Source organism: Pseudomonadota bacterium (genome assembly GCA_016711215.1).
In the GTDB taxonomy this organism is placed as follows: domain Bacteria; phylum Myxococcota_A; class Polyangia.
Window position 1 is genome coordinate 563,935 of sequence record JADJTL010000003.1, and the last position, 25,619, is coordinate 589,553.

Here is a 25,619-nt window from a genome sequence, read left to right on the forward strand (position 1 = left end):
CTGGAGCCCGACCAGCCGCGGCCATCCTAGAGCCGCTGCCCGCCGCCGCGACGCAAGGCGGAGGACCAGAGCAGGCCGAGCGGGGCCGTCACGGCGGCCCCCGACGCGATGTGAGGGCCAGGCGACGCGGCCGATATGGCGCCCGCTTCGCGCGCCTGGGCCTCACGGAGCTGGGCCAATGCCATCAGCGGACCCGCGGGCCGCTGGACGGCGCGAGCCGCCCACCCGCTGGCGGCGGATCCGCCCAGGCGCCGCAGCTGGCCGGGCTCCGGCGCGGCCAGGCCGAGGTCGCTATTCGCCAGCGCCGTCAAGCGCCCGGGGCTCTTGAGCATCGCCAGCTCGGTACGCAGGCGTCGGTTGGCCTCGATCAGGCGCGCCTGGAGGCGCGAGGCGCGCGAGAGGCCGTAGCCGTACTCGATCGTGCGGAGCTGGGTCCAGACGTGCCCCAGCGCCAAGAGCGCCACGGCGCCGATCAGCAGCGACAGGGTCGTCACCTGCCGACGTTGGTCACCAGTCAGGACGGGGATCAGCATGGCAGCTTCTCCGCAGCACGCAGGCGAGCACTGCGTGCCCGCGGGTTTTCGTCCAGCTCCGCCGCCGCCGGCCGCAGCGGGCGCGGCGTGAGCAATCGCGCGAAAGGTTGCTGCTGGCCTGCAGCGGTCGGCGACCATGGATCGCTGCGCGAGGGGCGCGCGGCGGCGCGAAAGTGCTGCTTGACCTCGCGATCCTCGAGCGAGTGAAAGGCGATCACCGCGACCACGCCACCCGGTCGCAGCACGTCGAAGACCTGCTCGAGGAAGGCACGCAGCGCGCCGATTTCGTCATTCACGGCGATTCGCAGCGCCTGGAAGACGCGCGTGGCCGGGTGCACCCGGGAGCGCTGCGCGCCACTGCCTCGCCCTCCGACGGCGCGCCAGACGAGGCGCGCGAGGTCGGCCGTCGTGCGCAGCTCGCGGGCCCGATGGGCCTGCTTGATCACGCGCGCCAGGCGGCGCCAGTGCCGCTCCTCGCCATAGTCGCGCAGGATCGTCGCCAACTCGGGCTCCGAGGACTCGGCGATCAGCCGCTCGGCCGTCACCGGCGCCGACTGATCCATGCGCATGTCGAGCGGACCCTCGGCCGCGAAGCTGAAACCGCGCCGCGCGCTGCCGAGTTGGTGAGAGGAGACACCGAGGTCGGCGACGACGCCGTCGAAGGGCGCGCAATGCTCGTCGGCCACCAGCCGCCGCAGCTCGGCGAAGCTGCCCTGACGCAGGCGCAGGCGTTCACCGAAGGCGGCCAGCTCGCGACGCCCATGCTCGATCGCCTCCGCATCGTGATCGATCGCGAAGAGGCGACCGTCCGGCGCGCTGCGTTCGAGCACGGCCCGCGCGTGACCGCCCCCGCCCAGGGTGGCGTCGCAGTAGTGACCACCGGGACGCACGCCCAGCAGCGTCAGGGTCTCCTCGAGCAGCACCGGCGCATGCCCGCCGTAGCCCTCCGGCTCCGGTGCATGCTCGCCGCGCGTGAGGTCGTCGCCTGCGGCCTGCATCTAGAGCCCCAACCGCGCCAGCGCGTCGCTGATCTGCGGCATCGATTCCTTGGCGCGCCGCCGCTCGTCGTCCCAGTGCTCGCGATCCCAGAGCTCGATCGTCTGGCCGACGCCGGCGAAGACGACCATGCTCTTCAGCCCGGCGTACTCGCGCAAGAGCGGCGGGATCAACATGCGGCCCTGACGATCGGTGCTGCACTCAGACGCACCGGCCACATGGAGCCGGCGCAGACGCACCACGGCCTCGTCGAATTGCGGTAGCGCGGCGAGCTTCTCTTGAAACGCCATCCACTCCTGCAGCGGATAGGCCACCAGGCAGCGACCCAGCGGGTCGACGTTGGAGGTCAACACCAGGCGGCTATCAGCCTGCGCGGCGAGGAGCTCACGAAAGCGTACGGGCAGGCTCAGTCGCCCCTTGCTGTCCAGGCTGTGCTCGTAAGTGCCTATAAACATTTATTTGACGAGCGCCATCCCGCGGCCGGTGCAGCTTCCCGACCTGCTCCACTGACTTCCACTTCATCCCACTGAATGCCACCATATCACCACCGGAGCCACTGACAGTCAAGTTGTGCCGGATGAATTCCTCTTGTACATCATGATGTTACATAATCTTGATGTAAGCCTTGCGAGTACACACAAGATGTTGAGGTATCCACGACGTGGGTCGTGGTGGTACGGTGGATCCAGCGATCGGGCTCGGCCTCAGCTTGACAAGAGCGCCACGGATCGTCATTATCCGGGCCCCTGGCGGGCGGAAAAGCGCGATTCAGATCGTCGCCAGATCGTCGCCGGATCGTCGCCAGATCGGCGGCGGATCGGCGGCGGATCGGCGCCGGATCGTGGTCCGTGATCCCGGCGGGCGCGATTATCGCCCGACCGAGCGGCCTCGGGGTCCGGCCCGACACGCGTCGGCCGGCGTCGCAGGCGGTCGAAGGCACGACCAAGCAGCGCGACCAAGGGAAGCGACCAAGGGAAGCGACCAAGCAGCGCGACCAAGGGAAGCGACCAAGGGAAGCGACCAAGGGAAGGTGGATGGAGCGGCTCTATCTTAGAATCGATGAGCTGAACGAGGCGCTACAGGCGCGCTTGGCCACGAATGAGGCCGCGGCGCTGCCGCTCCTTCAGCGGCTCGACTCCTCTTGGGTCTATCACGACAACGCGCTCGAGGGCGTGGTCCTCTCCTATCACGAGCTCAACTCGGCGCTCGATGACGCCATCATCAGCGACTCGTCGCTGATTCCGCAGTACGACGACCTGCGCAACCTCAAGACCGCGATCGGCTTTCTTCGCACGGCGGCGCTGCGCCGCAAGCCTCCCCTGACGCTCGAGTTCATCAAGCGCCTGCACCAGATCCTCTGCACGGAGCCTGGTACGCCCAAAACGTCGCGCGGGGCGAGCAGCCCGGCGTTGCAGTACCGCAAGGACAATCCGCTCCATCGGCAGTACTTCCACGAGATCGCCCCGCCGGAGAAGATCGCCTATCTGATGCGCAAGCTCTCGCAGTGGCTGGCCTCGGCCGAGGCGCGCAAGCTGCATCCCATTCGCCGTGCGGCGACCGCCCATCACAAGCTGATCGCGATCTACCCGTGGCCGCGCCATTCGGGCCGCGTCTCGCGCCTGCTGATGAATGCGCTGCTGCTGCGCGACGGGCTGCCGCCGGCGATCATCCATGCCGTCGAGCGACACCGCTACTATGAGGTCTTGCGCCAACCGACAGCCGCACTGACGGAGCTGGTGGCCGAGAGCCTGACGCGCACGCTCGAGTCGTCGCAGAAGCTCTTCGACGATCCACAGGTGCGCGCCGCCTCCTAGCGCGCGGTGGGGGGCCGACCACCACGACGTTCGAGCCGCGCCGGGAGCCAGGCGATGCGCAGGGGCGCGCTGCTCCTCTCGAGCGGCCCTGATGGGCCTTGATGCACCGCTTCGAGTACCAGGCTGGTGAGCTGTATTGCGAGGGCGTGCCCCTGCGGGTGATCGCCGCGGCTGTCGGCACCCCCTGCTATGTCTATAGCCATGCGACCATTTGCCGCCACTACCGCGTCTTCGACGAGGCCCTGGCCGGCCTGCAGCGGCTGATCTGCTTCAGCACGAAGGCCAACAGCAACGGCGCCGTGCTCACTACGCTGGGGCGCCTCGGTGCCGGCGTCGACATCGTCAGCGGCGGCGAGTTGGAGCGGGCGCTCCGCGCCGGCATCCCGCCGCGCAAGATCGTCTTCTCGGGTGTCGGCAAGCAGGCCGACGAGGTGACTCAGGCGCTCTCGGCCGAGATCCTGCTGCTGAATGTCGAGAGCGAGGGAGAGCTCGAGCTGATCGAGGGCGTCGCTGCCGCGCTGGGCCGCCGCGCCCCGGTGGCGCTACGCGTCAACCCTGACGTCGATCCTCGGACCCACCCCTACATCGCCACGGGCCTGAGAGAGAGCAAGTTCGGGATCGCGATCGGTGAGGCCCGCCGCGTCTACGAACGCGCGCGGTCGATGCCCCACCTCGACGTCTGCGGCGTCGATTGCCACATCGGCTCGCAGCTCACCACGGTCCAGCCGCTGGTCGACTCGCTCGACGCCCTGGTCGAGCTCGTCGAAGCGCTGCGCGGGGGCGGCTTGCGCCTGCGCTACCTCGACATCGGGGGCGGCCTGGGCATTCGCTACGCGGACGAGTCACCGCCGACCCCAGACGAGTACGGCACGGCGGTGCGCACGCTGATGCGGCGCCTGGCGGACCCCGAGCTGACGGTGATCTGCGAGCCGGGCCGCGTGATCGTCGGCAACGCCGGTGTCCTGCTGACGCGCGTCGTCTACTTCAAGGATGGCGGGCATAAGCGCTTCCTGATCGTCGACGCCGCGATGAACGACCTGCTACGGCCTTCCCTCTACGGCGCGTTTCACGAGATCAAGCTCGCGGCGCTCGCCGACGGTCAGGGTCGGACCCGCGGGCCGATCGACGTCGTCGGGCCGATCTGCGAGAGTGGCGACTTCCTGGCCAAGGATCGCGAGCTCCCGGCGCTCGATCCGGGCGCGCTGCTGTCCATCATGTCGGCTGGCGCCTATGGCTTCAGCATGGCGTCGAACTACAATTCGCGCCCGCGCCCGGCAGAGGTGATGGTCGACGGCGACCGCTGGGCCGTGGTGCGCGAGCGCGAGACGATCGAGGACCTGATCCGCGGCGAGCGGCTGCCACCTTGGCTGCGCTGAGCGGCGGTCGTCCGCGCCGGCAGCGGACCTGAGTGGAGCCGGTCACCCTTTACACCAGCGACGAGGAAGACACTGATGACACGTCAAGGCGCAATCGAGGATAAGCTGAAGGCAGCGTTGCAAACGACTCAGCTCTGGGTGACCAACGAAAGCCCCAATCACCGCGCACCCGCGGGCGCGGAGACGCACTTCAGCGCGGTGATCGTTTCCTCGCTCTTTCGTGGGCAAGCCCTGGTGGAGCGCCACCGAAGGGTCTACGCCGCGCTCGGCGAGGAGCTCCAGGGTGCGGTCCATGCGTGGACGATGAAGACGCTGACGCCGGAGGAGTGGGAGACGACCAGCCCCGAGGGCCGCCGGCACGAGCCACCGCCCTGCACGAGCGGCGACGCGCGCGCGAAGCCAGTGCAGTGAAGCCAGTGCAGTGAAGCCAGTGCAGGGTGCGAAAGGGGGGAGTCGAACCCCCACAGCCTTGCGGCCACTGGAACCTGAATCCAGCGCGTCTGCCAGTTCCGCCACTTTCGCTCGAACGGGACCTGGTGGATAGCGCCCCGGGGCCAGCGCTGTCAAGACCGAAGACGGGGCAGCAAAGGCGGGGCACTCGGCGCAGGGGTAGCCCCGAGCCACCACCGCTGCCGCCTAGGGTTTGCGCTCGCGCACGACCGTGGGGCGGAAGATCAGCACGCTGATTTTGTTGACGAAGGGGTGGCGCACCACCTCCTGGTAGCTGGCCGCCACCTTAGCGCCCAGGCCCTGCCGCTCGATCGTGACATCGAGCCCGGGATCCACGATGCCGAGCGCCCGCAGGCGCGTGATAGCACCTTCACGCAGCTCTGCGGCGAGCTGAATATCGACCTCGGCCGAAGGCGCGCGGTTGCCGAGGAAGCGCGACACCGTATCGTCGAGGACCTCTTTGGCCTGCCACTTGCGCCAGTGCGGCGGGCCAAACTTCACTGCCCCATAGACGCCGCCGGCCAGCGCCAAGAGCAGCGCGAACGAAACGAAGTTGAACCCGCCACCCGACTCGTTGCGCGCCATCCTTGATCCTCCGACATCCTGGCCGCGCGGTCCCGGCCCCAGGGCCCGCCGCGAGCCGCCATCCCGCCCCTGCGTCGCCCCGCCCTGCCGGCGCCTCCCTCGAGCCCCCGCCGCCCGCCTTCCCGCGGGCCGCGATTGTCGCGCCCTTGGGAGTCGATCTGCAACAATTTGACTTCGCTTTTCCAGACGATACCATCAGCGCCATGCGCGGCGTCACGACGATCCTCATCGCGGGAGACGAGCGCCTTTATCTCGAGCTGAACGAGCGCCTGGTCGGAGCCGAGGCCCGCGTCATCTTCTGCGAGGCCGTCGGTGAGACCCTCGACCGCGCGGCCGATGCGAACGCAGTTGTCGTCGAAAGCACCATCGCCGGCGGCGGTGAGGCACTTTGCCGCCGACTGCGTGCTGACCCGACCACCGCCACCGTCCCGCTCCTGCTGCGCGGCCAGGCGCCGCTGGAGACGCATTACGCCGACGAGGTCATCACGGGCGGCGCGGATCAGGTCCTCGCCGCGCTGCTGCGGCACTGCCAGGGGCTGGCGCAGAGCGGCTTCGCTGGCAGTCGCGCGGTAGCGGCGGCCGCCCCCGCGGTGGTGGCGGCGGTCGCGACCTTGCCCGGGTCGAGCCTCGAGGCTTCGTGGTTGCCGGATCCCCCGGAGATGGAGCCGGACGAGGATCTCCTGGCGTACAACGCCCGCTACGACACCTACCTCGACGCGCTAGTGAACGCCCACGAGGACGCTGCCGCCCTGCCCGTGCCGCGTCGCGTGCGGCTGATGGAGCAATCGCACCGCGTCGTGGTGATGATCGACGGTGTGCTCGACCTGGCACAGAAGGGCGTCAACGACGCGCTGCGCGCCAAGGACCTGACGCGAATGCGCGCGCTCAGCGAGGGCAAGACGGCCCTCTTCGAGAAGCTGCAGCGCCTGCGCGCCGCGCTTCGCACGGCGGAGAGCGTGCCGCGGGTACCGCTGGGCAAGGACGAGCCGACCGCCCCGACCACGGCAGCCGGCGAGCGGCCAGCCTCGCGGCCACCTGCCCGACCCGAGGCGGCGAGCACGGGCGCCGGATCCGCGGCACTCACCGCGGCCGGCGGTCTTCGCGCCCAGAAGAGCCAGCTCACGCTGGCCGCGGAGCGCCGGGCGCAGCAGCGCAGCGAAGGTGGTGGCACGCGACCCGGCGCGAAGGCGGTCGCCAGCGCCGAGGCCCCCACGCGCGAGCGCCGGCGCGCGGTGACAGCCGCGCGTCGCCCGCTCGCCGCGCCGCCCGCGAAGGGGCGTGGCCTGTGGCTGGCGCTCGCGATGCTCGTGGGGCTCGTCCTGGTGGGGATCCTCGCGCGGCGCCCGAAGCCTCAACCCGCGGCGGCGCCGACCGCCAATCAACCGCCGCAGATGGTCTACGTCACGGTCCAGGAGACGCCGGCCGGCGTGCTGGCGCGTCCCGAGGCTCGCGACGCCGAGGAGGATCGGGTCACCTTCAGTATTCGCTGGTTCGTCGATGGCGCGCTCGTGCCTGGCGCGAGCACCGTGCGCCTGAGCGACGATCGCTTCCAGCTGGGCCAGTCGATCTATGTCGAGGTGACGCCCTCCGATCCCTACAGCAGCGGCGCTCCGATGCGATCGCAAGGTCTCACGATCCAAGGGGTCAAGAAGCAGACGGGCCAGAGTGGGCGCGCCAGCCCGACAAGCTCCGGCAGCGCCAGCGACCCTGACGAACCGTGATTGGGCGCGCCGCCGACCCCGCCCTTGCGCGCCGCCACAGGCTCTCCGGCCTCAGCCGAGGGGCCGCCTACGGCGCAGCGCTGCTGGCGCTGGTCGTCGCCTACGAGGCCGGCGCCGCGGACCTCGCGCAGAGCAGGGCGGAACCCTTCGTCACCCTGATCCGGCGCGAGGGCTTCGCCGAATACGAGCAGTTCATCGCGGCGTTCCGCAGCCGTCTTCGCGCGGAGACGCGGGTCTTGGCGGTACGGCCCGAGACCAGCAGAGCGCTGGTCGCCTACCTCAAGGCGACACGACCAGTGCTGGTCGTCGCCGTCGGCGCGACAGCCTATCGCTCGGTCGGCCGGTCCGGCGTCGGTCCCCTGCTCGCCGTCTACGTCAGCGACGGGGCACTGCCCGCAGGGGAGTCCGTCGCCGCGCCGATCGGCCCCCGAGCGGTGCTCGCCACCCTCGCCGCGCTGCGGCCAGAGGCGCGCAGGATCGGCTTGGTGTGTGGAGAGCGGCCGAGGCCCGCAGCCTTCGAGCGGGCCCTGGCGCGCGAGGTCCGGCGGAGGCAACTGCAGATCCTGCGCATGTCCAGCCGCTCCGGCGGTGAGGCCGTGCGGCTGCTGCGTCGCGAAGCGGCCCACCTCGACGCCATCTGGCTGCTGCCAGGCTCTGACAGCCTGACGGGCCCCTTGGTGCGCTACGCGGTCGCGCTGCAGCTCCACCGGCGCATTCCCTTGGTGGGGGTCACGCGTCAGCAGGTGCGCGCAGGGGCGCTCTTCGCGCTCGCACACAGCCCGGAACAGCTCGCGGACGCGGCCGCCGAAGAGGCGCGCGCCCTCTTGGCTGCGCACCCGCCGTCGAGGGAGGCACGCGCGCGGCTGGGCAGCGCCGGCGCCTCGTCACGAGGCTCTAGTGCTGGCGAGCCCCGCCTCGCGATCAATGCGCTGACCGCGGCGCACCTGGGGATCGACCTCTCGGCCTGGGCCGCGCGCGCTGAAATCATCACACCCTAGGCATGTCGCAGTCGGGGGTTCAGCCGTGAAACGCGAGTCGCAGGACGATGGCGCCGCAACGGTCAGCACGCTGGTGCGCGCCCTGGGGCCGGCGGGCAGAATTCGTCTCTGGGACCGCTACCGCACGCGCGTGCTGCTCTGGCTGATCGCGCTCTCGGCGGGGACCTCGGCGATCACGGGCTACGTCTACTACTCGCAGCAGCTGGGCTTCATCCGCGCCGAGCAGGCGACGCGCGGGCGCAGCCTCGTCGCGAACCTGGCCGGCCGGAGCGAGCTCGGCGCCTACAGCGGCGACCTCGCGCTGCTCCATGCCGCCGCGCGCCCGACCTTCGCCGAGCCGGATGTCAGCTTCGTCGTGATCTACGATCGGCGAGGCGTGCCCCTCGCCCGTCTCAGCAAGCCGACCGCCTCGGGCGCGGTCGCGCCGCCAGGCCAGGGGCTGCTGGCCCAGCTCGCCCGACAGCTCAACGGACCACCGCTCCAGCGTGCTGCCCGTCAGCACATCGACTTCTTCGCGCCGGTCGTCAGCGTGGCCGATGACGCCGAGTATGGCCTCTTTGGCGACGGTGGACGCGCGCGCCCAACGATGCTCGGGGTGGCACAGCTCGGCCTCTCGCGCCGGCCGGCCGAGGCGCGGTTGCGCGCGGTCCTCGTCGCTGGCGCGCGGGTGGCCCTCTTCGTGCTCGGCAGCGGCATCCTGATCGCGCTGCTGCTCTCGGCTCGCATCTCGCGGCCGATCCTGGCGCTCGCCCGGAGCGCCGACGAGCTGCGCGAGGGCCAGCTCGGCCTACAGCTCCGGGTCCAGCGCCGCGACGAGCTCGGCCTGCTGGCCGCTTCGTTCAACCGCATGTCCGCGCGACTGCACCACACGATGCAGTCGCTCGCGCACCTCAACCGCACGCTCGAGAGCGAGGTCCAGCGCCGCACCGACGCCCTGCGCCGCAGCCGCGACTTCTCCGCCCTGCTCAACGCGCCGCTGCGCCTGCGGCACCTGCTCGATACCGCGCTCGCCGCGCTGATCAGCGACACGGCGGCGCTCGGGGGCGCGATTTTCCTCTGCCACGATGGCGAGGCCGCGCGCCTCGAGGTCAGCGCCGGCGCCTGCGCCAGCGACGCGGCGACCACCGTCCTGCCCACGGGCCTGGCTGAGCGCCTGCTCGCGGCGCCAGACTGCCTCGAGCTCGTCGTCGCCGAGGCGGCCGCCAGCCCGAGCGCCAACGCCGACGCTCGGGCTGGCCGCTGGCTTCACTGCTACAGCGCGCTGCGCTTTCACGAACGCACGGAGGGCATTGTGCTGCTGCTGCGCAACGATGCCCTGGATGCCGAACGACGCGAATTCGTGCGCCATGCCAGCGCGCAGCTGGCGATCGCGGTGGCGAACGCGCGTGCCTTCAGGGCGGCGGAGGAGCTCGCGCGCGAGCTCGAGCAGCGCAACGTCGAGCTGCTCGAGCAACGCGACCAGCTGCAGCAGGTCAACCGGCTCAAGACCGAGTTCCTCGCCAACATGACCCACGAGCTGCGCACACCGCTCAACGCCGTCCTCGGCTATGCGGAGCTGCTGGCCGACGGGGCCTACGGCGACGTCAACGACGAGCAGCAGCAGAGCCTGCAGGGGATTATCGATAGCGCCGGCCACCTCCTCGCCCTGATCGAGGACGTGCTGACCCTCTCGCGCATGGGGGCGGGCCGCATGACCCCGCACCTCGAAAGCGTCGACGTCTGCCGCCTCGTGCAAGAGGTCCTGCTCGCCACGGCGCCGCTGGCCAAGGACCGACCCTACCGACCCCAGGCGAGCCTCCCGCCGGCGCTCCCACCGATCCTGACCGACCCCGCCAAGCTAAGACAGATCCTCGTCAATCTGCTCGGAAACGCGATCAAGTTCACCCCCGAGGGGAGCGTCACGGTCGGCGTCGAAGCCCAGGCCGGGGGGCAGCTCCGGCTCTTCGTCGAGGACACTGGCATCGGCATCCGCGCCGAGGATCTCGAGCTGATCTTCGACGAGTTTCGCCAGGTCGACGGCTCCTCGACGCGCGAGCATGCCGGCAGCGGCCTCGGCCTCGCGATTTCACGCCAGCTGGCCGGCGTGCTCGGAGCGCAGCTCGTGGTCAGCAGCGCACCAGGAAAAGGCAGCACTTTTTCGCTCCTGCTGCCGGCCAGCGCGGCCGGCGAAGCGAGCGTCGCCTGAGGGACCAGCGCGCGCCGGGGCGAGCGCCTGCCTTCGTGCTTTACAGCCCTCGCGCCTTTCGCCTAGCATTTTGAGTCGCGCGCATGGCCAAGCTTATTCTCACGTCCGCAAGCGACCCAAGCGAGTTCGAGCTTGTCGAGACGAACACCCTCGGGCGGCATCCGAACAACACGATCCAGATCCTCGACCGCATCATCTCGAAGGAACACGCCGAGGTCCGGCGCGGTCGCGACGGACGCTTCCTTCTTCGCGACCTCGGCAGCCTCAACGGCACCTTCGTCCGCGGCCAACGCGTCGATCAGCACACGCTGCGAGACGGCGACGAGATCACGGTAGGCTCGACGCAGCTCGTCTTTCGCGAGCTGGCCGACCCGGGCGATGAAAAGGTCCCGCTGCAGAAGGTCACGATCGCCCCGGCGATGGCGCTGAGCCATATTCAACAGCGCATCGCGGCGCGGCCCGACGCCAATTTCGCGCCCGAGCGACAGATCACGGATCAGCAGCAGCTCCGCCTCGACTACGAGCGCTTGCGCATCGCCTACGAGCTGAGTCGCGCCGTCGGCAACGAGCTCGACCTTGACCGCCTGCTGCACAAGATCCTCGACAACGCGTTCCAGATGCTACGCGCCGACCGCGGCGTGATCCTCCTGCTCAACAACGAGGGTCAGCTGCTGCCGCGCGTCGCCCGGCAGCGCACCGGTGCGCCGGCCGAAGAGATCGTCATCTCCAACAGCATCATCAAGGAGGTGATCGAGCGCCGCCAGGCCGTGCTCTCGTCGGACGCCAGCGTCGACAGTCGCTTCTCTGGGGCGCATAGCGTGATCATGCAGGGGATTCGCTCGACGATGAGCGTGCCCCTGCTGCACGCCAGCGAGCTGCTCGGGATCATGCACCTCGACTCCCAGATCGCGACCAACGCCTTCAGCGAGAAGGATCTGCAGGTCTTCAGCAGCATCGCCGCGCAGGCCGCGGTCTCGATCCAGAACGCGCGCCTGGTCTCGAAGATTGAGTGGGAGGCGCGCACCCGCGCGCAGTTTCAACGCTTCTTCTCCCCGGCGATGGTCCAACAGCTCGTCGAGGGCAAGCTGAAGCTCGACGGCGTCGGCGAGATGCGCCAGGTCACCGCCCTCTTCGCCGATATCCGTGGCTTCACCGGCATGACCGAGGACGCGGACGCCCGCGACATCGTCTCGGTGCTCAACGACTACTTTGAGGTGATGGTGGAGGTCCTCTTCCGCTGCAACGGCACGCTGGATAAGTACGTCGGCGACGAGATCATGGCGGTCTTCGGCGTGCCGATCGCGCAGCCCAGCGCCGCGCTCGACGCCGTGCACTGCGCGCTCGAGATGATGCATGCGCTCGAGGAGTTCAACGAGACGCGCCGCGCCGAGAACCAGCCGCCGATTCAGATCGGCATCGGGATCAACAGCGGCGCCTGCGTCTACGGCGCGATCGGTTCGTCCAAGACCCTGCAGTACACGGTGATTGGCGACGCGGTGAACACCGCCTCCCGCCTCTGCTCGCTGGCCAAGGGTGGCGAGATCCTGATCAGCGAGGCGACCTGTCGCGAGGCAGGACCGGCGCTCCAGCTCGAGCCGCCGACGCGGATGCGCGTCAGGGGCAGAGCCGAAGAGCTCAACGTCTACCGCGTCCGTGGCCTCGCCAAGGGATCCCGTCCCGGTTATTAGCGGCGGAAGGCTGCTAGCCCTCCGTGCTGATCACCAGGCCCAGCTCCTTGCGCAGGGCCATGTACTCGTCGGAGACGCTGTAGAGCATCAGCTCCTTGACCCGCTCCTTGGGCGAGAGATTGAGCGCCGAGCTGGCCTCCGCGCTGATCAGCTTGGCGGCCACCTCGAGGTCGTTGCAGAGCACGAGCCCGACGCGGTCGGCGCTGAGCTTGACCGCCGCCAGCCACTTCGCCAGATCGACCTCCGCGCGCCGCTCGAGGAAGCGCTGCACGACCTGGGCGAGCTGTTCGAGCTGCGCCGGATGCATCCGCTTGCCCAGCTCCTTGACCAGCTTCTCGACCTCCGTCTGCTCGGCCGCAGGCACCGGGAGCTGGGGACTACAGAGGCGCAGCGCGGCGAGGAAGACGATGCGCAGGCGCGCCGGCGTCGAGAGCACCCCGGCGAGGAAGTGCTCCGGCCGCAGGAAGAAGAGCCCCTCGCCGATGGCGAAGGCCAGTTCCTTCTCCGTCCGTCCCTGCAGCAGGTCGGCGCCGACCACGAAGGAGGGCGTCTGCTCGGTGTGTACGAGCTGCAGGCCGAGCGGGCGATCGGGCTGCAGGTAGAGCTCTGGCTGCGACACGTTCAAGAGCGAGGTCACGTAGTTGAAGACCTTGGAGAAGGTCAGCTGGTCGGTCGCCAAATCGCGGCGCTCCTTGCGCTTGAGACCGAACTGCTTGTGGGGCCGCGCCAAGAGCGGCCCGACCACCGGAGCGACCAGCGCGAGGATGGTGGCGACGAAGCGATCCTCGTCGGGATGGAAGATGTTCTTGCGCCAGAGCTCATCCGTCATCCGCGCCGTGGCGCGCACGAAGCCCCGCGGGCGGTACTGCTCGAAGAAGCGCTGCTCCTCCTCGTCGGCCTTCTTGAGGAAGGCGAGCGTGGCGCAGAGGCACCAGGCCCGATCGTACTCGCGCAGGTCCATGTAGATCTTGCGCATCGCCTGATAGGACTCGACCTTGAAGGGCGCGGCCTGCAGCAGCACCTGATGCTCGCCGAGCGCCTTGTAGTAGCTCTCCGGTCCCGCCATCAGGTAGAGCTCAGCCAGGATCTCATGCCGCTGCATCGACTGCGGCTCGAGCCGCGTGGCGACCTCGAAGGCGGCGATCGCCTCGGGGAAGCTGCGCTGCCGCGTGCGGTAGATTTCGCCCAGCGCGTGCCAGAGGCGCACCTTCCACTCGTTCTGTCCCTGCTGCGGCAGCCGGGCGATCATCTTGCGGTAGTAGCGCTCCTGCGCCTTCCAGTCCTTCTTCTGCGTGCAGATGCGGTCCAGGGCCTCGAAGGCCTTGAACTGCTCCGCGGCCAGCTCGGTCGTCGGCCCGACCTCGCTGAAGGTCGCGTCGAGGGATTGGTCGAAGAGGTCGAGCGCGTCGTCGAGCGAGCGGATCTCGTCGCGGCTGATTACGGCGGCCGTGTAGAAGTAGCGCGCGCGCAGCCGCACGGAGCTCTCGAGCTCGGCGAGCTTGAGGATGATCTCGACCGCTCGCTTCCACTGCTTCGTCTCTGAGTAGAGCTCGACCAAGCGGTGGAGCACGGGGAAGGCGTCGGGATTGACCGCCAGCGCCTCGCGCAGCGCGGCGACCGACTTCTCCACGTTCTTCAGCTTGTCCTGATAGAGCTCGGCGATCTCGCTCAGCAGCGCGTAGTGCCGCTCGTTATCGGCGCCATCGATCAGGGCTCGCTTGGCGCTGATCACCGCCTCCCAGTCGCTCTGCGCCGTCTGGATCTCGATCACCGCTTCGAGCGCGGGGCGATGATGGGCATCGAGCTCCAACGCCTTCTCGAACATGTTGAGCGCCTTGCGTCGCTCACCGAGGCGGAGCTTGATCTGACCGAGGCGGCTGAAGACCTCGACGGTCTCGTGCGGCTGCTGCGTGTCGCGGAGATGAACTAGCAGCGTTTGATAGGTCTTGAAGGCGCGGTCCCAATCCTCGAGCTGGTACTGGAGCTGCGCCAATCCGCGCAGCGTCGGCAGGTCGGTCGAGTCGAGGTCGAAGGCGGCCCGATAGTTCTTCAGCGCCTTGTCGCGGTTCTGCAGCTCGTCGGCCGTGCGCGCCAGGCGGTAGTGCAGCTCGTGCAGGCGTCGGTTGTTGCGGCGGTCGGCCTTGCGCAGGAGCATCTCGAGCACCGGCTCGAGCGGCTCCCAGGCGGCGTTGCGGTAGAGGATCTCGGCGAGCGGCTCGCCCGCTTGCACGTGGTCTGGGTCGATCCTCAACGTGCGCGCGAAGAGCTCGGTCGCCGTCGCCTCGTCGCCGAGCTCTTCGAGGTAGGCGACGCCGGCTTCGTAGAGCAGCCGTGACTGCTCGAGGGCGTTGGTCGACTGCTCGACCGCACGCTGCATCAGCTGGCCGGCCTTGGCCCAATCGCCGCGGTGCTTATAGAGCGAAACCAGCGCCATCAGCGCGGCTAGGTGGCTCGGATCGAGCTCGAGCGCCGCTACATAGCGCTCCTCGGCCGAGAGCGCGTCGCTCAGCTCCTGCTCGTAGACACGCCCCAGGCGGTAGAGCACGTCGACCCGCGGCGGCACCTCCGTCAGCAGCTCGACCAGCTGGTTCATCACATCGACGGCGCGGTCCCAAGCCTCGATCTGCTCGTAGAGTCGGGCCAACGCGGCGAGGGCCTCCAGCTGCTCCGGGTCGAAGGAGAGGATGGCGCTATAGGCCTCGATCGCGCGGTCGGGGTCCTGCAGCGAGCGCTCGTAGCTCTCGCCCATCGCCAGATAGAGGGCGATCCGCGCGGCCGGGTTGGCCACCGCGTTGATGTGCCGGCGGTAGGCCTCGACCAGGTCTTCCCAGCGTCCGCTGCGGCTGTAGAGCCGCTCGAGGGCCTGGTAGCTGGCGAGGTGGCGGTCGTCGAGGGTGAGCACCTTCTCCAGGCATTCGGCGGCGCGCTCGGGCTTGTTGAAGCGCTCCTCCCAGACGCCAGCCATCCGCTGGTAGAGCGCCACCCGCTCGTCATCAGCGCTGACCACGTCGAGCTGGGCCTCGAGCACGTCGAGGTACTGATCCGTCTGGCCGGTCCGCTCGTAGAGTCGCTCCAGCGCCTTCAACGCGCCGGGGTTATGCGGCTCCATCCCGAGGATGTCCTTGTAGCTCTCGATCGCGCGGGCGGGGTCGTTGACGGGACCGTCGTAGAGCGCGCCGATCTTCCCCTTGAGCTCGATCACGCGCTCGGCGTCGTCGGCCAGCTCGGCCTGGCGAACGAGCACGGCGATCAACCCCTCCCACTGCTCGGTCGCGCGGTAGAGCCGATCGAGGGCGCTCAGCACGTCCTCGTTGCTGTCGTCGAGCTTCAGCGCCTTGCGGTAGGCCTGGATCGCCTGGCGTGGATCGTTGATCTGATACTCGAAGGTCTCACCGATCGCCGCCAGGAGCACCCCGCGCTGCTGCGGCTCCTCGGTCAGCTCCTGGCTGCGCGTCAGCACCTCGACCAGCTCCGCCCAGCGGCCGGCCTTGCGGTGGAAGGTGGCGAGGGCGTCGAGCGCACGTCGGCTGTCGGGATCGATCTGCAGCGCCTGCTGCACCGCGGGAATCGCGTATTCCAGGTGGCCGAGCTCGCCGTACCAGACCCCCATGTTGACGAGCAGGTCGGCCTTCGTCCGCGGCTCGCCGACCGTCTGGACGATGGCGTTGCACTCGGTCAACAACTCGTTCCAGCGGTTGGTCAGCGAGGCCAGCCGCTCGAGCTCCTTGACCGTCTGGTCGTTGGCGTAGTCACGCTTGAAGGCGGCCTGGAGCACCATGAAGGCGGCGTCGTTCTGATGCAGGCGCCGCTCGTAGAGCCGCGCGACGCGGTGCAGGAGCTCGACGCTCTCACGCACCTCGGTGACGTACTCGACGCGTCCGAGCAAGAGCTCGACCAGCGGCTCCCACTGCTCCCCATCGCGGTAGAGCTGCTCGAGGGCGGCAAACGCCGTCTCATGACCCGGCAGCAGCTGGAGGACGCGCTCGTAGACGCGGGCGCCGGCCTCGAGATTGCCGAGCTTGTCCTGCCAGAGATTCGCGGCTTGCAGCAGCACGTCGACCTTCTCGGCGGGCGCCTCGAGCGCCTCGACGCGTCGATCGAGCACCTCGATGCATTCCTCCCAGCGCGCCTCCTGCGTCAGGAGCTGCTCGAGCGCGGTCAGCGCCGCGGGGTCGTAGGGTGCCAGGCGCAGCACCTGGCGCCAGGCCTCGATCGCCGGCTCTGGACGGAGCAGCTGTTGGCCCTGCAGGTCGCCGAGCTGCGCGTAGAGCGCAGCGAGCTCGCTGTCGGGCATGCCCTGCGCCGGGCCGACCTCGATCAGGCGGTGCAGCGTCGGCACCAGCTCTTCCCAGGCCTGGCTCTCGCGGTGGATCGCGGCGATCGCGTAGAGCGCGGGCACGTTCTCGGGGGAGAGGGCGATCACGCGCTGCCACGACTCGAGGGCGTTGCGCTCGCGGCCTAGCCGCTCGCCCCAGATCCGACCGAGGCGTTGCTGGAGCCCGATCTCATCCGCGGCGCCGGCCGCCACCGCGACCTGTCGCTGCAGGACCTCGACCAGATCACGCCAGTCCTCGGCGCGCTCGTAGAGCGCCGCCAGGGCCTCGAGCGCCACGGGATCCTCGCCGCGGAGGTCGAGGACCCGGTTCCATAGCTCCTTCGCCTGCGCTGGGTCATTGAGCGCGTCGCTGGCGAGCTTCGCCATATGCGCGTAGCCATCGGCCAACCCCGCATCGCCCGGCGCGATGTCGATCAGCTTCTCGTAGGTCTCGTAGAGCTCGCGCCACTGCTCGCGCCGGAAGTAGATCCCCTCGAGCGCATCCAGCGCCCGCGCGTTGCGCGAGTCGTTCTCGAGCACCTGGCGGTACACCGTCACCGCCGCGTCGTCGTCGCGCAGCGCGTTGACGCAGGTCTCGCCGAGGCGCAGCTGGAGCTGCACCTGCGCCTCACTGGAATCGGTCAGGGCCACGCGGCGCCGCAGGATGCCCGCCAGGTCGCCCCACGCGGCCGCCTCTTCGTAGATCCGGTCGAGGGCGGCCAGGGCATCGCCGTCCTCGGCGTCGAGCGTCAGCACCTCGAGGTGCGCCTGCTCCGCGGCGGCGGCGTCGCCGAGCTCTGCGTCGTAGATCTTCGCCAGCACCTTGAGCGCTTGCTGGCGCTCCTCCCCCTGCAGCTGGGGCAGGACCTCGCGGTAGTAGCCGGCGACCAGCGCCCATTGGTCGAGGCTGCGCGCGAGGCGCGCCAACTCCTCGTTGACCAGCTCCGATCGCGGATCGAACTGCAGCGCGATGCCCCACCAGCGCAGCGCCTGCTCGGCGTCACCGATGCGCTGCTCGTAGGTCTCGGCGATCCGCTGAACGATCTGCACCTTGTCGGCGGCATCATCGGCGTGCTCGAGCTGCACCTCCATGATCCGCACGTGCTTGACCCACTGCTCGCTCAGCCGATAGAGCGGCTCGAGGATCTCGGCGATCTCGAGCCGCGCCTGGCCGTCCTCGAGCAGCAGCTCGAGCGCGCTCAGGCTGGGCGGATGGGCTGGGTTGGCGGTGAGGATCTCGCGATAACACTCGATCGCGCTGCTGACGTCGCCCAGGTTGAGCTGATAGAGCTGCCCCAAGCGGAACTGCAGCGCGACGGCCTCCTCGTCGCCCCCGGCCAGCTGGATCTCGCGACGCAGCACGGCGACGAGCGGCGCGTACTGCTGGCTCGCCAGGTAGAGCCGATCGAGGGCCAGCACGGCCTGGCGGTTCTCCGGATCGACGCGCAGCACCTCGGCGAAGTGCACGATCGCCTGCTCCGGCGCGTTCAGCTCCTCCTCGAAGACGCGCGCGACGCGCAGGCCGAGCTCGGCCTGTCGCGTCGGGTCGACCAAGGCACCGAGCTCCGCCTGGTAGAGCGCGGCGAGCTCGCGCCAGAGGCCGACCTCCGCCGCCAGCCGCTCGAGACCGCCGATGGCGCGCTCGTCGCTGTTGTCCTGCTGGAAGGCGCGGCCCAACGCGTTGAAGGCCCCGCGCGCGTCACCGAGCTTGTACTCGCGGTGCCCGGCGATCTTGTGCAGCAGCTCCTGCCGCCGCAGCGCGTCATCGCTATGGCGCACCACGACCTCGTAGACCTCGACGAGCTTGGCCCATTCGAGGGCGCGCTCGTAGACGGGCTCAAGCACCTGGGCGGCGAGAATCGGCTCTTGCCCGCCGCGCAGCAGCGCCTCGAGCGCGCCCAGCGTTGGCTCGTGCTGCGAGTCGATCGCCAGCACCTCGCGGTGGGTCTCGATCGCCCGCGGCACATCAGCGAGCTCGCGCTCCCAGAGACGCGCGATCCGATGGCGCAGCGCAATGCCAGCGGCCGAGCCGGCGGCCAGCTCGACCTGGCGCTCGAGCACCTGGAGCAGGTCCTGCCAGCGCTCGCCCTGCTGGAAGAGCCGGTCGAGGGCTCGCAGCGCCGCATCGTCTTCGGCGTCGAGGTCGAGCACCGCCTGCAGCGTCTCGATCGCGCTGTCAGGATCGCTGAGGCGCTGCTCGAAGAGCGCACCGAGCCAGTGCAGGGCAGCCTTCTTGGCGGTCGACTCCTCGGCCAGCTCGAGCTTGCGCTGATAGTTGTCGCGCAGGTCCTCCCAGCGCTCCAGCCGGGTGAAGAGCCGCTCCAGCGCGTCGATCGCCCCCGACTCCGCCGCGTCGATCTCGAGCACGCCGCGATAGACCCGAACCGCCTCCTCGGGCCGCTCGAGCACGTCCTCCTCGATCTGCGCCGCGCGATAGAGCAAGCGCTTGCGCTCGGCCCCGTCGAGCACGACGTCGGCCTTCTGCAGCAGCAGCGCGACGAGCGCTTCGTGGGCCTCCGTGCGGCGGTAGAGCTGCTCCAGGGCATCAATCGCCTCGAGCTGATCGGGGTGCGTCGCGAGCACGCGGCGATAGGCGGCGGCGGCCTGCTCGAGGTTGTTGAGCTGGCGCTCGTAGACCTCGGCGGCCTTGAGCTCGAGCGCGACGACCAAGGCGTCATCGTGCAGCCCCTCCACGACGCTCGCGTAGAGCTCGACCAAGGCCTGCCAGGCCCCGAGCTGCCGCGCCAGCCGGTCCAGGCGCTGCTGGGTCAGCTCGTCGCTCGGGTCCTCGCGCAGCGCGCGGCCGAAGACGGCGAAGGCCCCCGCCGGATCCTCGCCGGCGACCTCATGCAGCTCCGCGATCTGGTGCAGCAGCTCGAGGCGGCGTGCCGACTCCTGGGCGTGCTTGACCATGATCTCGTAGACACCGGCGAGCTTGCGCCAGTCGCTGACCGACTTGTAGTGCGGCTCGAGGATCTGCGCCACGGGCAGCTCGTGCCGCGGATCGACGATCAGCCGCTCGAGGGCGGCGACCGCGGTGGGCTCGCGGCCGTCGCGCTCCAGGACCTCGCGGTAGGTCTCGACCGCGCTCGCCACCTCGCCGAGCTCGGTCTCCCGCAGGCTCGCCAGCCGCAGCAGCAGGTCGGTGGCCTCTGGGTCGTCACCGACCAGCGTCAGCTGGCGCTGCAGATTGTCGCCCAGCTCGGGCCAGGACTGCTTGATCTGGTGCATCCGCTCGAGGGCCTTGAGCGCGGGGACGTTGCGCTCATCGAGCGTGAGAATCTCATCGTAACAACTGATGGCCTCGGGCAGGTTGCCGAGCATCTCCTCCCAGAGGTAGGCCATCCGCGCCAGCAGCAGCTGGCGCTCACCGGCGTCGGCGAGCAAGTCGACCTTGCGCCGGTAGACGCCTGGCAGCTCGCTCCAGCGCTCGGCGCGGCTGAGGAGCTTATCCAGCGCGTCGAGCGTCCCGACGTTGTCGGGCTCGAGTGCCTGCGCCTGGCGGTAGAACTCGATCGCGCGCGCCGGCTCCTCGAGCCGGTCCTCCATGATTGCGGCCAAGCGCAGGAAGAACGCGTGCTGAAGCTGGGCGTCGAGCGTCTCGCTGGTCGCCTGCTCGTAGAGGCGCGCCAGGTCGGCGAGACGATCCTGAATCTCCGCCAATCGCTCGAGCTCGGCCCGCGCGGTCGGGTTGCCGGAATCGACGCGGAAGCAGCGGCTGTAGGCCTCGAAGGCCCGGTCTCCATCGCCGATGCGCTCGACCAAGAGGGCACCAATGCGCAGCAGGAACTCGACCTTGCTGGCGGGGTCCGATTGATGGGCGAGCCGGATCTCGAGCAGGTCGACGAGGCGATGCCACTCCTCGAACTCAGCGTAGATCGGCTCGAGCACCGCGGCCACCGCGAGCTGGTCGGCTGGCTGTTCGAGATGGCGCTCGAGGGCGGCACGCGCGCCGGCGTGATCGCGCTGCAGCTCCAGGACGTCGCGATAGGCCTCGATCGCCTGCGCCGCGTCGTCGAGGCGAGCGTCGTAGAGCTGGCCGAGGCGGTACTTGAGCTCGACGGTCTGCTCGCGCTCGCTCGCGTCCAGCAGGGGCAGCATACGCAGCAGCGTCTCCACCAGCTCGGGCCAGCGCTCCTGCCGCTCGTGAATCGTGGCAAGGGCGCGCAAGGCGCGCAGGTCATCCCCACCGAGCGCCAGGATCGTCTGATAGGCCGAGACTGCGCGCGGCAGATCCTCGAGCTCCCGCTCGTGGATCTGCGCCATGCGGAAATGCACCTCGCGGCGCTGCTCGTCACCGACCACGAGCTCGATTTTGCGCTCGAGGACAGCGAGCAGCTCCTGCCACTGCGCGGTCCGCCCGTAGAGCCGCTCGAGCGCCTCCAACGCCTCGGGCTGCTGGGGATCGATCGCCAGCAGCCGCTGGTTGGTGCGCAGCGCCTGGGGCACGTCGGCGAGCTCGACCTCGTAGATGCGCGCGGTGGGGAGGAGGAGTGGTAGCTGGTCGACCGGATCGGCCAGCGCCTCGAGGGCCGCCTCATAGGCGCTGACCAGCTCGGCCCAGGCGCCGACCTGGGCCGCCAGGCGCTCGCCACGCTCACGAGCCCAGAGGGCGCGCGGATCGAGCCCGAGGGCCTCGATGCTGCAACGGAACGCGCTGCGGGCGTCGCGTAGCTGGTCCTCGTAGAGCGCCGCCAGGACCTGCAGTCGCTCCAGGCGCAGGGTCCCGCTGGGCGTGTGGGAGAGCTGGATCTCGAGCGCACGAGCGAAGCGCCCCTGGTCCTGGCCGCCGTCATAGAGGGGAATCAGCGCCTCGGCCGCCCGCAGGTTGCTCTCGTCGAGCGCCAGCACCTTCTCGAAGGCACGCATCGCGCGGTCAGGCTTGTCGAGCCGGCGCTGCCAGAGATCGGCGATCTTGAAGTGCAGGTCGAGGCGCTCCGCGAGCTCGCCCTCGGATTCGACCTGCCGCTCGAGCACGCGGATGAATTCTTCCCACTTATTCTGCGCGGCATAGAACTGCTCGAGGCTGTCGTAGTCCTTCGCCGCGAGGTAGAGCTTCTTCAGCGCGTCCTGGCCGCGGCGGTTCTCCGGATCAAGCTCGAGCAGCTCGCGCCAGGCGCCGATCGCTGCGCCGTCATCGTTGAGCTTCTCGCTCTGCAGCACTGCGAGCTTCTGCAGCAGCTGGATCTTTCGCCCCGGATCGGCGGCGTGCTCGACCTGGCGGCGACAGACCGCTGCCAGCGGCTCCCACTCCTTGGCGCGCTCGTGGAGCGCTTCGAGCTGCTCCAGCGCCTCGAGATTGGCCGGGGCGAAGTCCAGCACGCGGCTCCAGAGCTCGCTGGAAATCTGCGGTCGCTTGAGCTTGGTCGCGGCGAGGCGGGCGAGCTCGAGGTAGCCCTCCGCGCGCTCCTCGTCGGCGCTGAGCAGGTCGATCTCCCGCTGCCAGACGGTGATCAGCTTGTCCCAGTCGCGGCGACGCTCGTACATCTGCTTCAGCTCGGTCAGCGCCTGCCGGTCCGTCGGGTCGAGCTCGAGCACCTGCTCGTAGGCCTTGATCGCCTCGGCCTGGTTGGAGAAGCGCTCGAAGAAGAGCACGGCGATCTGGCGCCAGATCTCCACCTTCTCCTGCACGCTGGCCACCAGCTCGGCCTGCCGACGCCGCGCGCCGATCAGGTCGCTCCAGCGCTTGGTGCGCTCGTATTGCTCGACCAGCAGCCCCAAGAGCTCCAGCTGCCCAGCGCTGTCGGCCGCGCCCTCGCCCTGCTCGTAAGTCTTGAGCGCCTGCGACAGCACGTTGACGACCATCGCGTCGAGCTTGAGCCGATCGCGATAGACCTCGGCGGCCTGCAGCAGCAGGGCCCGCTTCTGCGCCGGATCCTCGACGATCTCGGTCTCTTCCTTCAGCACCTCGACGAGCTGATTCCAGCGCTCGGCCTGCAGGTAAAGGCGCGCCAAGGCGCGACGCGGCGTCCGCGCGGATCGCGCCTGCGCGGCGGCCTTGCGCCACGCGCTGATGCCACGCTCGAGCGAGTCCTGCTCCGCTGCCTGCGCCTCGGTGAACAAGCGGGCGGTCGCCTCGTCCACGGCCTCCTCGGGCAGCGCCGCCGTCGGCTGAGCTGCGGGCGACACCCTCGCGGCCCTGCTGGCCGGCACCGGCGGCTCCGCTGGCACCTCCGCTGGCACCTCCGCTGGCACGACCTCTACCTGCGGCGGAACGAGGTCGTCGCCCAGGACAGGCGCAGCGCTCGGCGCGGGCGATGGCGTAAGCGCCACGCGCGGCTCGGCGGCAGCGAGCTCCGGCGCGGCGGCAGCGACCTCCGGCGCGGCGGCAGCGACCTCCGGCTTGGCGGCAGCGAGCTCCGGCGCGGCGGTGGCGAGCTCCGGCTTCGCGGTGGCGAGCTCCGGCTTCGCGGTGGCGAGCTCCGGGGCAGCGGTGGCGAGCTCCGGGGCAGCGGCTGGGGTTTCGTCGTCGCCCAGACGCCGGCCCAGCGCCGCCTCGAAGGCCAAGAGGCTCGGGTGCTCGGCATCGAGACGTGCCAGCCACTCGAAATAGGGCGTGGCCCGCGCGACGTCGTCCAGCTCCTTCCAGGCGATCTCACCGGCGACGGCAGCCAGGCCGATCTGGTCCTCTTCGAGCAGCGGCGCGCTCATGCCGGCGTCGGCCAAATCGAGCAGCTCGAACCACCGGCCAGCAGCCCCCTTGACCTGGCGCAAGATGGCGAAGGCGGCGAGATGCCCATGAAAGGGCTCTCCTTCGCCGCCGTAGTAGCTCTGCAGCGCGCGCTCATAGAACGAAGCCGCCATCGGCAGGTCGGCGTAGCGGATCGCCCAGAGCGACGCGAAGTGGCGACAGAGGCGCTCCCGCGCGCTGCCGGTAGCCTGCGCCAGCCGCGCCTCGTGCAACGCGGCGATCTCCTCGAGCCGGCCCTGCTGCTGCCAGGCGAGCTCCAGCAGCTCGTTGGCCGCGGGGTCACCGACGTGGCGTTCGATGGCCTTCTGCAGCAGTCGCTCGGTCATATAGTCGCCCGGAGACTGCAGCGCGTAGATGCGGGCGGCACGGACGAGGAAGCCCGCCGCCTCGCGCACATCGCTGGATTCGTCCGCGCGATCGATCAGGCGATCGGCCTCGCGCTGCCAGTTCCGCTCGTCGAAGGCGAGCGTCTGCAGCGCCTCGTCGAGCCCGGCCACCTGAGGGTCGAGCGCCTGCGCCTCGGCCAGACGCACGCGCGCGGCGTCGGCCTGCCCGAGGTCGATCTCCACCAGCGCGAGGTCCGTCAGGCGGCGCGCGCGCTCCTGCGGCTCAGTGGTGGCCTTGAGCTCGAACTCGAAGAGCTTGGCGACCATCCGCAGGTTGCCCATCTCATGGTAAATCTGCCGCGCGCGGCCCAAGGGACGGACGTCCTGCGGCTGCAGCTTGAACGCCTTCTGGTAGGCGACCATCGCGCGATCTTTGCGTAGGAAGCGTTCCTCGCAGGCCTGGCCCAGCGCGTAGAGTTGGCGCGACTGCTCCTCGCGATCCTCGATCAGCTCCACCTCTGACTCGAGCTCATCGATCAGGCTCGACCAATCCATCGACCGCTGCAGGCGCCGCTTGATGTCGTTCATGACTCTCCCGTTCATCTCCCGCTTGGCGACTGAGGATGCGGCCGGCGAACTTCGACAACCCAGCGCTGGCCCACCACCACGCGATGCGTTAGCCCCCGGGCTGGGTGTCGAGCAAGTCGCTGCCGCCGCAAAAAAACTTCGGATGCGGATGTCCCCCCGCGAACCTGACAACCGCGGCCTTCCGGCCGCCGCCCGGCGCGCAAGGTGTTTACTCGCCCTGGTGCTCCTCCCCGCGTAACGCAGCGAAACAGCCCCAGAATCGGACTCCACTTATATCATGGTCAGATGATGGCGAGCAAAATGGCTGACGCTGCACCGCCGGCTGCCACCGGCACCCGCCGAGGCGCCTCGCGCGTCGCCGCGGCGGCGCGCCAGCGCGGGCCATCGCCCGTGCTTGATCTCGAGCTACTGCAGCTTGGCCGGCGGCTGGGGCGCCCCGAGCTGCGCCTCGTGAAGCTCGATGATCTTCTCGCTCGCCGCCTTCCGGTATTCGGGGCCGATCGTGCGACTGCTGCCGGCGAGCTCGGTGAAGCGCGTGAGCGTCCGCTCGGCCAGGGCCCGGCGATCGGCCTCCGCATAGGCCATCCCGAGGTTGAAGAGCGCCACATGGCGATCCGGCTCGAGCTCGAGCGCCCGGCGAAAGCTCTCGATCGCCCGATCGAAGTGCTTGAGCTGCTGGTAGGCCAGGCCGAGGAAGTCGTGGATCTCTGCGCTCGCCTCGTTGACGGCTGCGCCGGCTTGTAACACCTGCATCGCCAACTCGGCGTAGTCATGCTTGAGGTAGAGTCGACCCAGCTTGACGAAGGGCTTGTCGAAATGCGCGTTGATCTGGATCGCCCGTCGGTAGGCTGCATCGGCCTCCTTGGGCTGGCCGAGCGCCTCGTGCAGCGTCCCGCTCTCGTAGTGCGCCACGTAGAGGTTCGGGCTCAGGCTCAGCGCGCGCTGATAGGCCGCCTGGGCCTCCTCGAGGCGTTGCAGCTTCTGCAGCGCCTTGCCCAACTCGTAGAACGCTCGCGCGTTGCCCGGCTCGAGCGCAACCAACTGCGCCAGCCGCGCTTGGGCTAGCTCCCAGCGACCGAGTTGCTGGTAGACCTTGGCCAGATTCGCCAGCGCGACGGCCAGGGTGGAATCCTGCTCGACGGCCTGCTCGAGCTCACGCTGGGCCGCGCCGAGCTGTCCCTCAGCGAAGGCGCGAACCCCCGCGTTGACGTGGGCGATGGCGCGATGTCGCTGAGGGCTACAGCTCAGCCGTCCGCAGGCGCTGGCGGCCAAGAGCGCCAGCAGTACGAGGCCACGCGGGCAGGTTGCCGATCGTGCCGATCGCCGTCGTTGATCATGACTGCTCACGAGACG

The 25,619-nt window shown here is 69.5% G+C and carries 12 protein-coding genes, 1 tRNA gene and 1 pseudogene; 7 read left to right on the top strand and 7 right to left on the bottom strand.

The features are described 5' to 3' along the window. Positions 1–26: 26 nt before the first annotated feature. The 3 genes and pseudogenes from IPL40_11230 to mraZ form a co-directional block, all read right to left on the bottom strand. Positions 27–533 (bottom strand): hypothetical protein, encoded by a 507-nt coding sequence (locus tag IPL40_11230; GenBank protein MBK8481735.1) that lies wholly within the window; start codon positions 531–533, stop codon positions 27–29. Then, on the bottom strand, positions 527–1,531 hold the full coding sequence (rsmH, locus tag IPL40_11235) for a 16S rRNA (cytosine(1402)-N(4))-methyltransferase RsmH (protein ID MBK8481736.1): 1,005 nt from the start codon (positions 1,529–1,531) through the stop codon (positions 527–529). The genes IPL40_11230 and rsmH overlap by 7 nt, the downstream gene beginning before the upstream one ends. Next, positions 1,532–2,002 (bottom strand): annotated as a pseudogene (gene mraZ, locus IPL40_11240) (division/cell wall cluster transcriptional repressor MraZ). A gap of 561 nt (positions 2,003–2,563) precedes the next feature. Here mraZ and IPL40_11245 point away from each other — a divergent pair. The 3 genes from IPL40_11245 to IPL40_11255 all read left to right on the top strand — a co-directional run bounded on the left by IPL40_11245 (position 2,564) and on the right by IPL40_11255 (position 5,130). Further along, the gene (locus IPL40_11245; protein ID MBK8481737.1) at positions 2,564–3,343 is read left to right on the top strand and encodes a Fic family protein; all 780 of its coding nucleotides are present in this window, start codon (positions 2,564–2,566) and stop codon (positions 3,341–3,343) included. A 101-nt stretch (positions 3,344–3,444) separates the two neighbouring features. Continuing rightward, positions 3,445–4,719 carry a diaminopimelate decarboxylase gene (gene lysA / locus IPL40_11250; GenBank protein ID MBK8481738.1) on the top strand — a complete coding sequence of 425 codons (1,275 nt, stop codon included), beginning with the start codon at positions 3,445–3,447 and terminating at the stop codon, positions 4,717–4,719. A 75-nt stretch (positions 4,720–4,794) separates the two neighbouring features. Beyond that, positions 4,795–5,130, top strand: a complete 336-nt coding sequence (locus IPL40_11255) for a BolA family transcriptional regulator (protein ID MBK8481739.1) — start codon at positions 4,795–4,797, stop codon at positions 5,128–5,130. A gap of 27 nt (positions 5,131–5,157) precedes the next feature. Here the strand turns inward: IPL40_11255 and IPL40_11260 are convergent. Both IPL40_11260 and IPL40_11265 read right to left on the bottom strand, forming a co-directional pair. Beyond that, positions 5,158–5,241: transfer RNA gene (locus IPL40_11260), tRNA-Leu, on the bottom strand. Between the two features lie 114 nt (positions 5,242–5,355). Continuing rightward, positions 5,356–5,754, bottom strand: coding sequence for a hypothetical protein (locus tag IPL40_11265; GenBank protein ID MBK8481740.1), 399 nt, complete (start codon positions 5,752–5,754; stop codon positions 5,356–5,358). A gap of 203 nt (positions 5,755–5,957) precedes the next feature. Here IPL40_11265 and IPL40_11270 point away from each other — a divergent pair, with 203 nt between their 5' ends. The 4 genes from IPL40_11270 (at position 5,958) to IPL40_11285 (ending at position 12,346) form a co-directional block, all read left to right on the top strand. After that, on the top strand, positions 5,958–7,475 hold the full coding sequence (locus tag IPL40_11270; GenBank protein ID MBK8481741.1) for a hypothetical protein: 1,518 nt from the start codon (positions 5,958–5,960) through the stop codon (positions 7,473–7,475). Next, positions 7,472–8,473, top strand: coding sequence for a hypothetical protein (locus IPL40_11275; protein MBK8481742.1), 1,002 nt, complete (start codon positions 7,472–7,474; stop codon positions 8,471–8,473). Before IPL40_11270 ends, IPL40_11275 begins: the two co-directional genes overlap by 4 nt. Positions 8,474–8,498: 25 nt before the next feature. After that, complete coding sequence (locus IPL40_11280; GenBank protein ID MBK8481743.1) at positions 8,499–10,658, top strand: HAMP domain-containing protein; 2,160 nt, start codon at positions 8,499–8,501, stop codon at positions 10,656–10,658. An 83-nt stretch (positions 10,659–10,741) separates the two neighbouring features. Then, on the top strand, positions 10,742–12,346 hold the full coding sequence (locus tag IPL40_11285) for an FHA domain-containing protein (protein MBK8481744.1): 1,605 nt from the start codon (positions 10,742–10,744) through the stop codon (positions 12,344–12,346). A 13-nt stretch (positions 12,347–12,359) separates the two neighbouring features. Here IPL40_11285 and IPL40_11290 read toward each other — a convergent pair whose 3' ends face one another. Next, complete coding sequence (locus IPL40_11290) at positions 12,360–24,281, bottom strand: tetratricopeptide repeat protein (GenBank protein MBK8481745.1); 11,922 nt, start codon at positions 24,279–24,281, stop codon at positions 12,360–12,362. Between the two features lie 390 nt (positions 24,282–24,671). After that, positions 24,672–25,613 carry a tetratricopeptide repeat protein gene (locus tag IPL40_11295; protein MBK8481746.1) on the bottom strand — a complete coding sequence of 314 codons (942 nt, stop codon included), beginning with the start codon at positions 25,611–25,613 and terminating at the stop codon, positions 24,672–24,674. Positions 25,614–25,619: the final 6 nt, after the last annotated feature.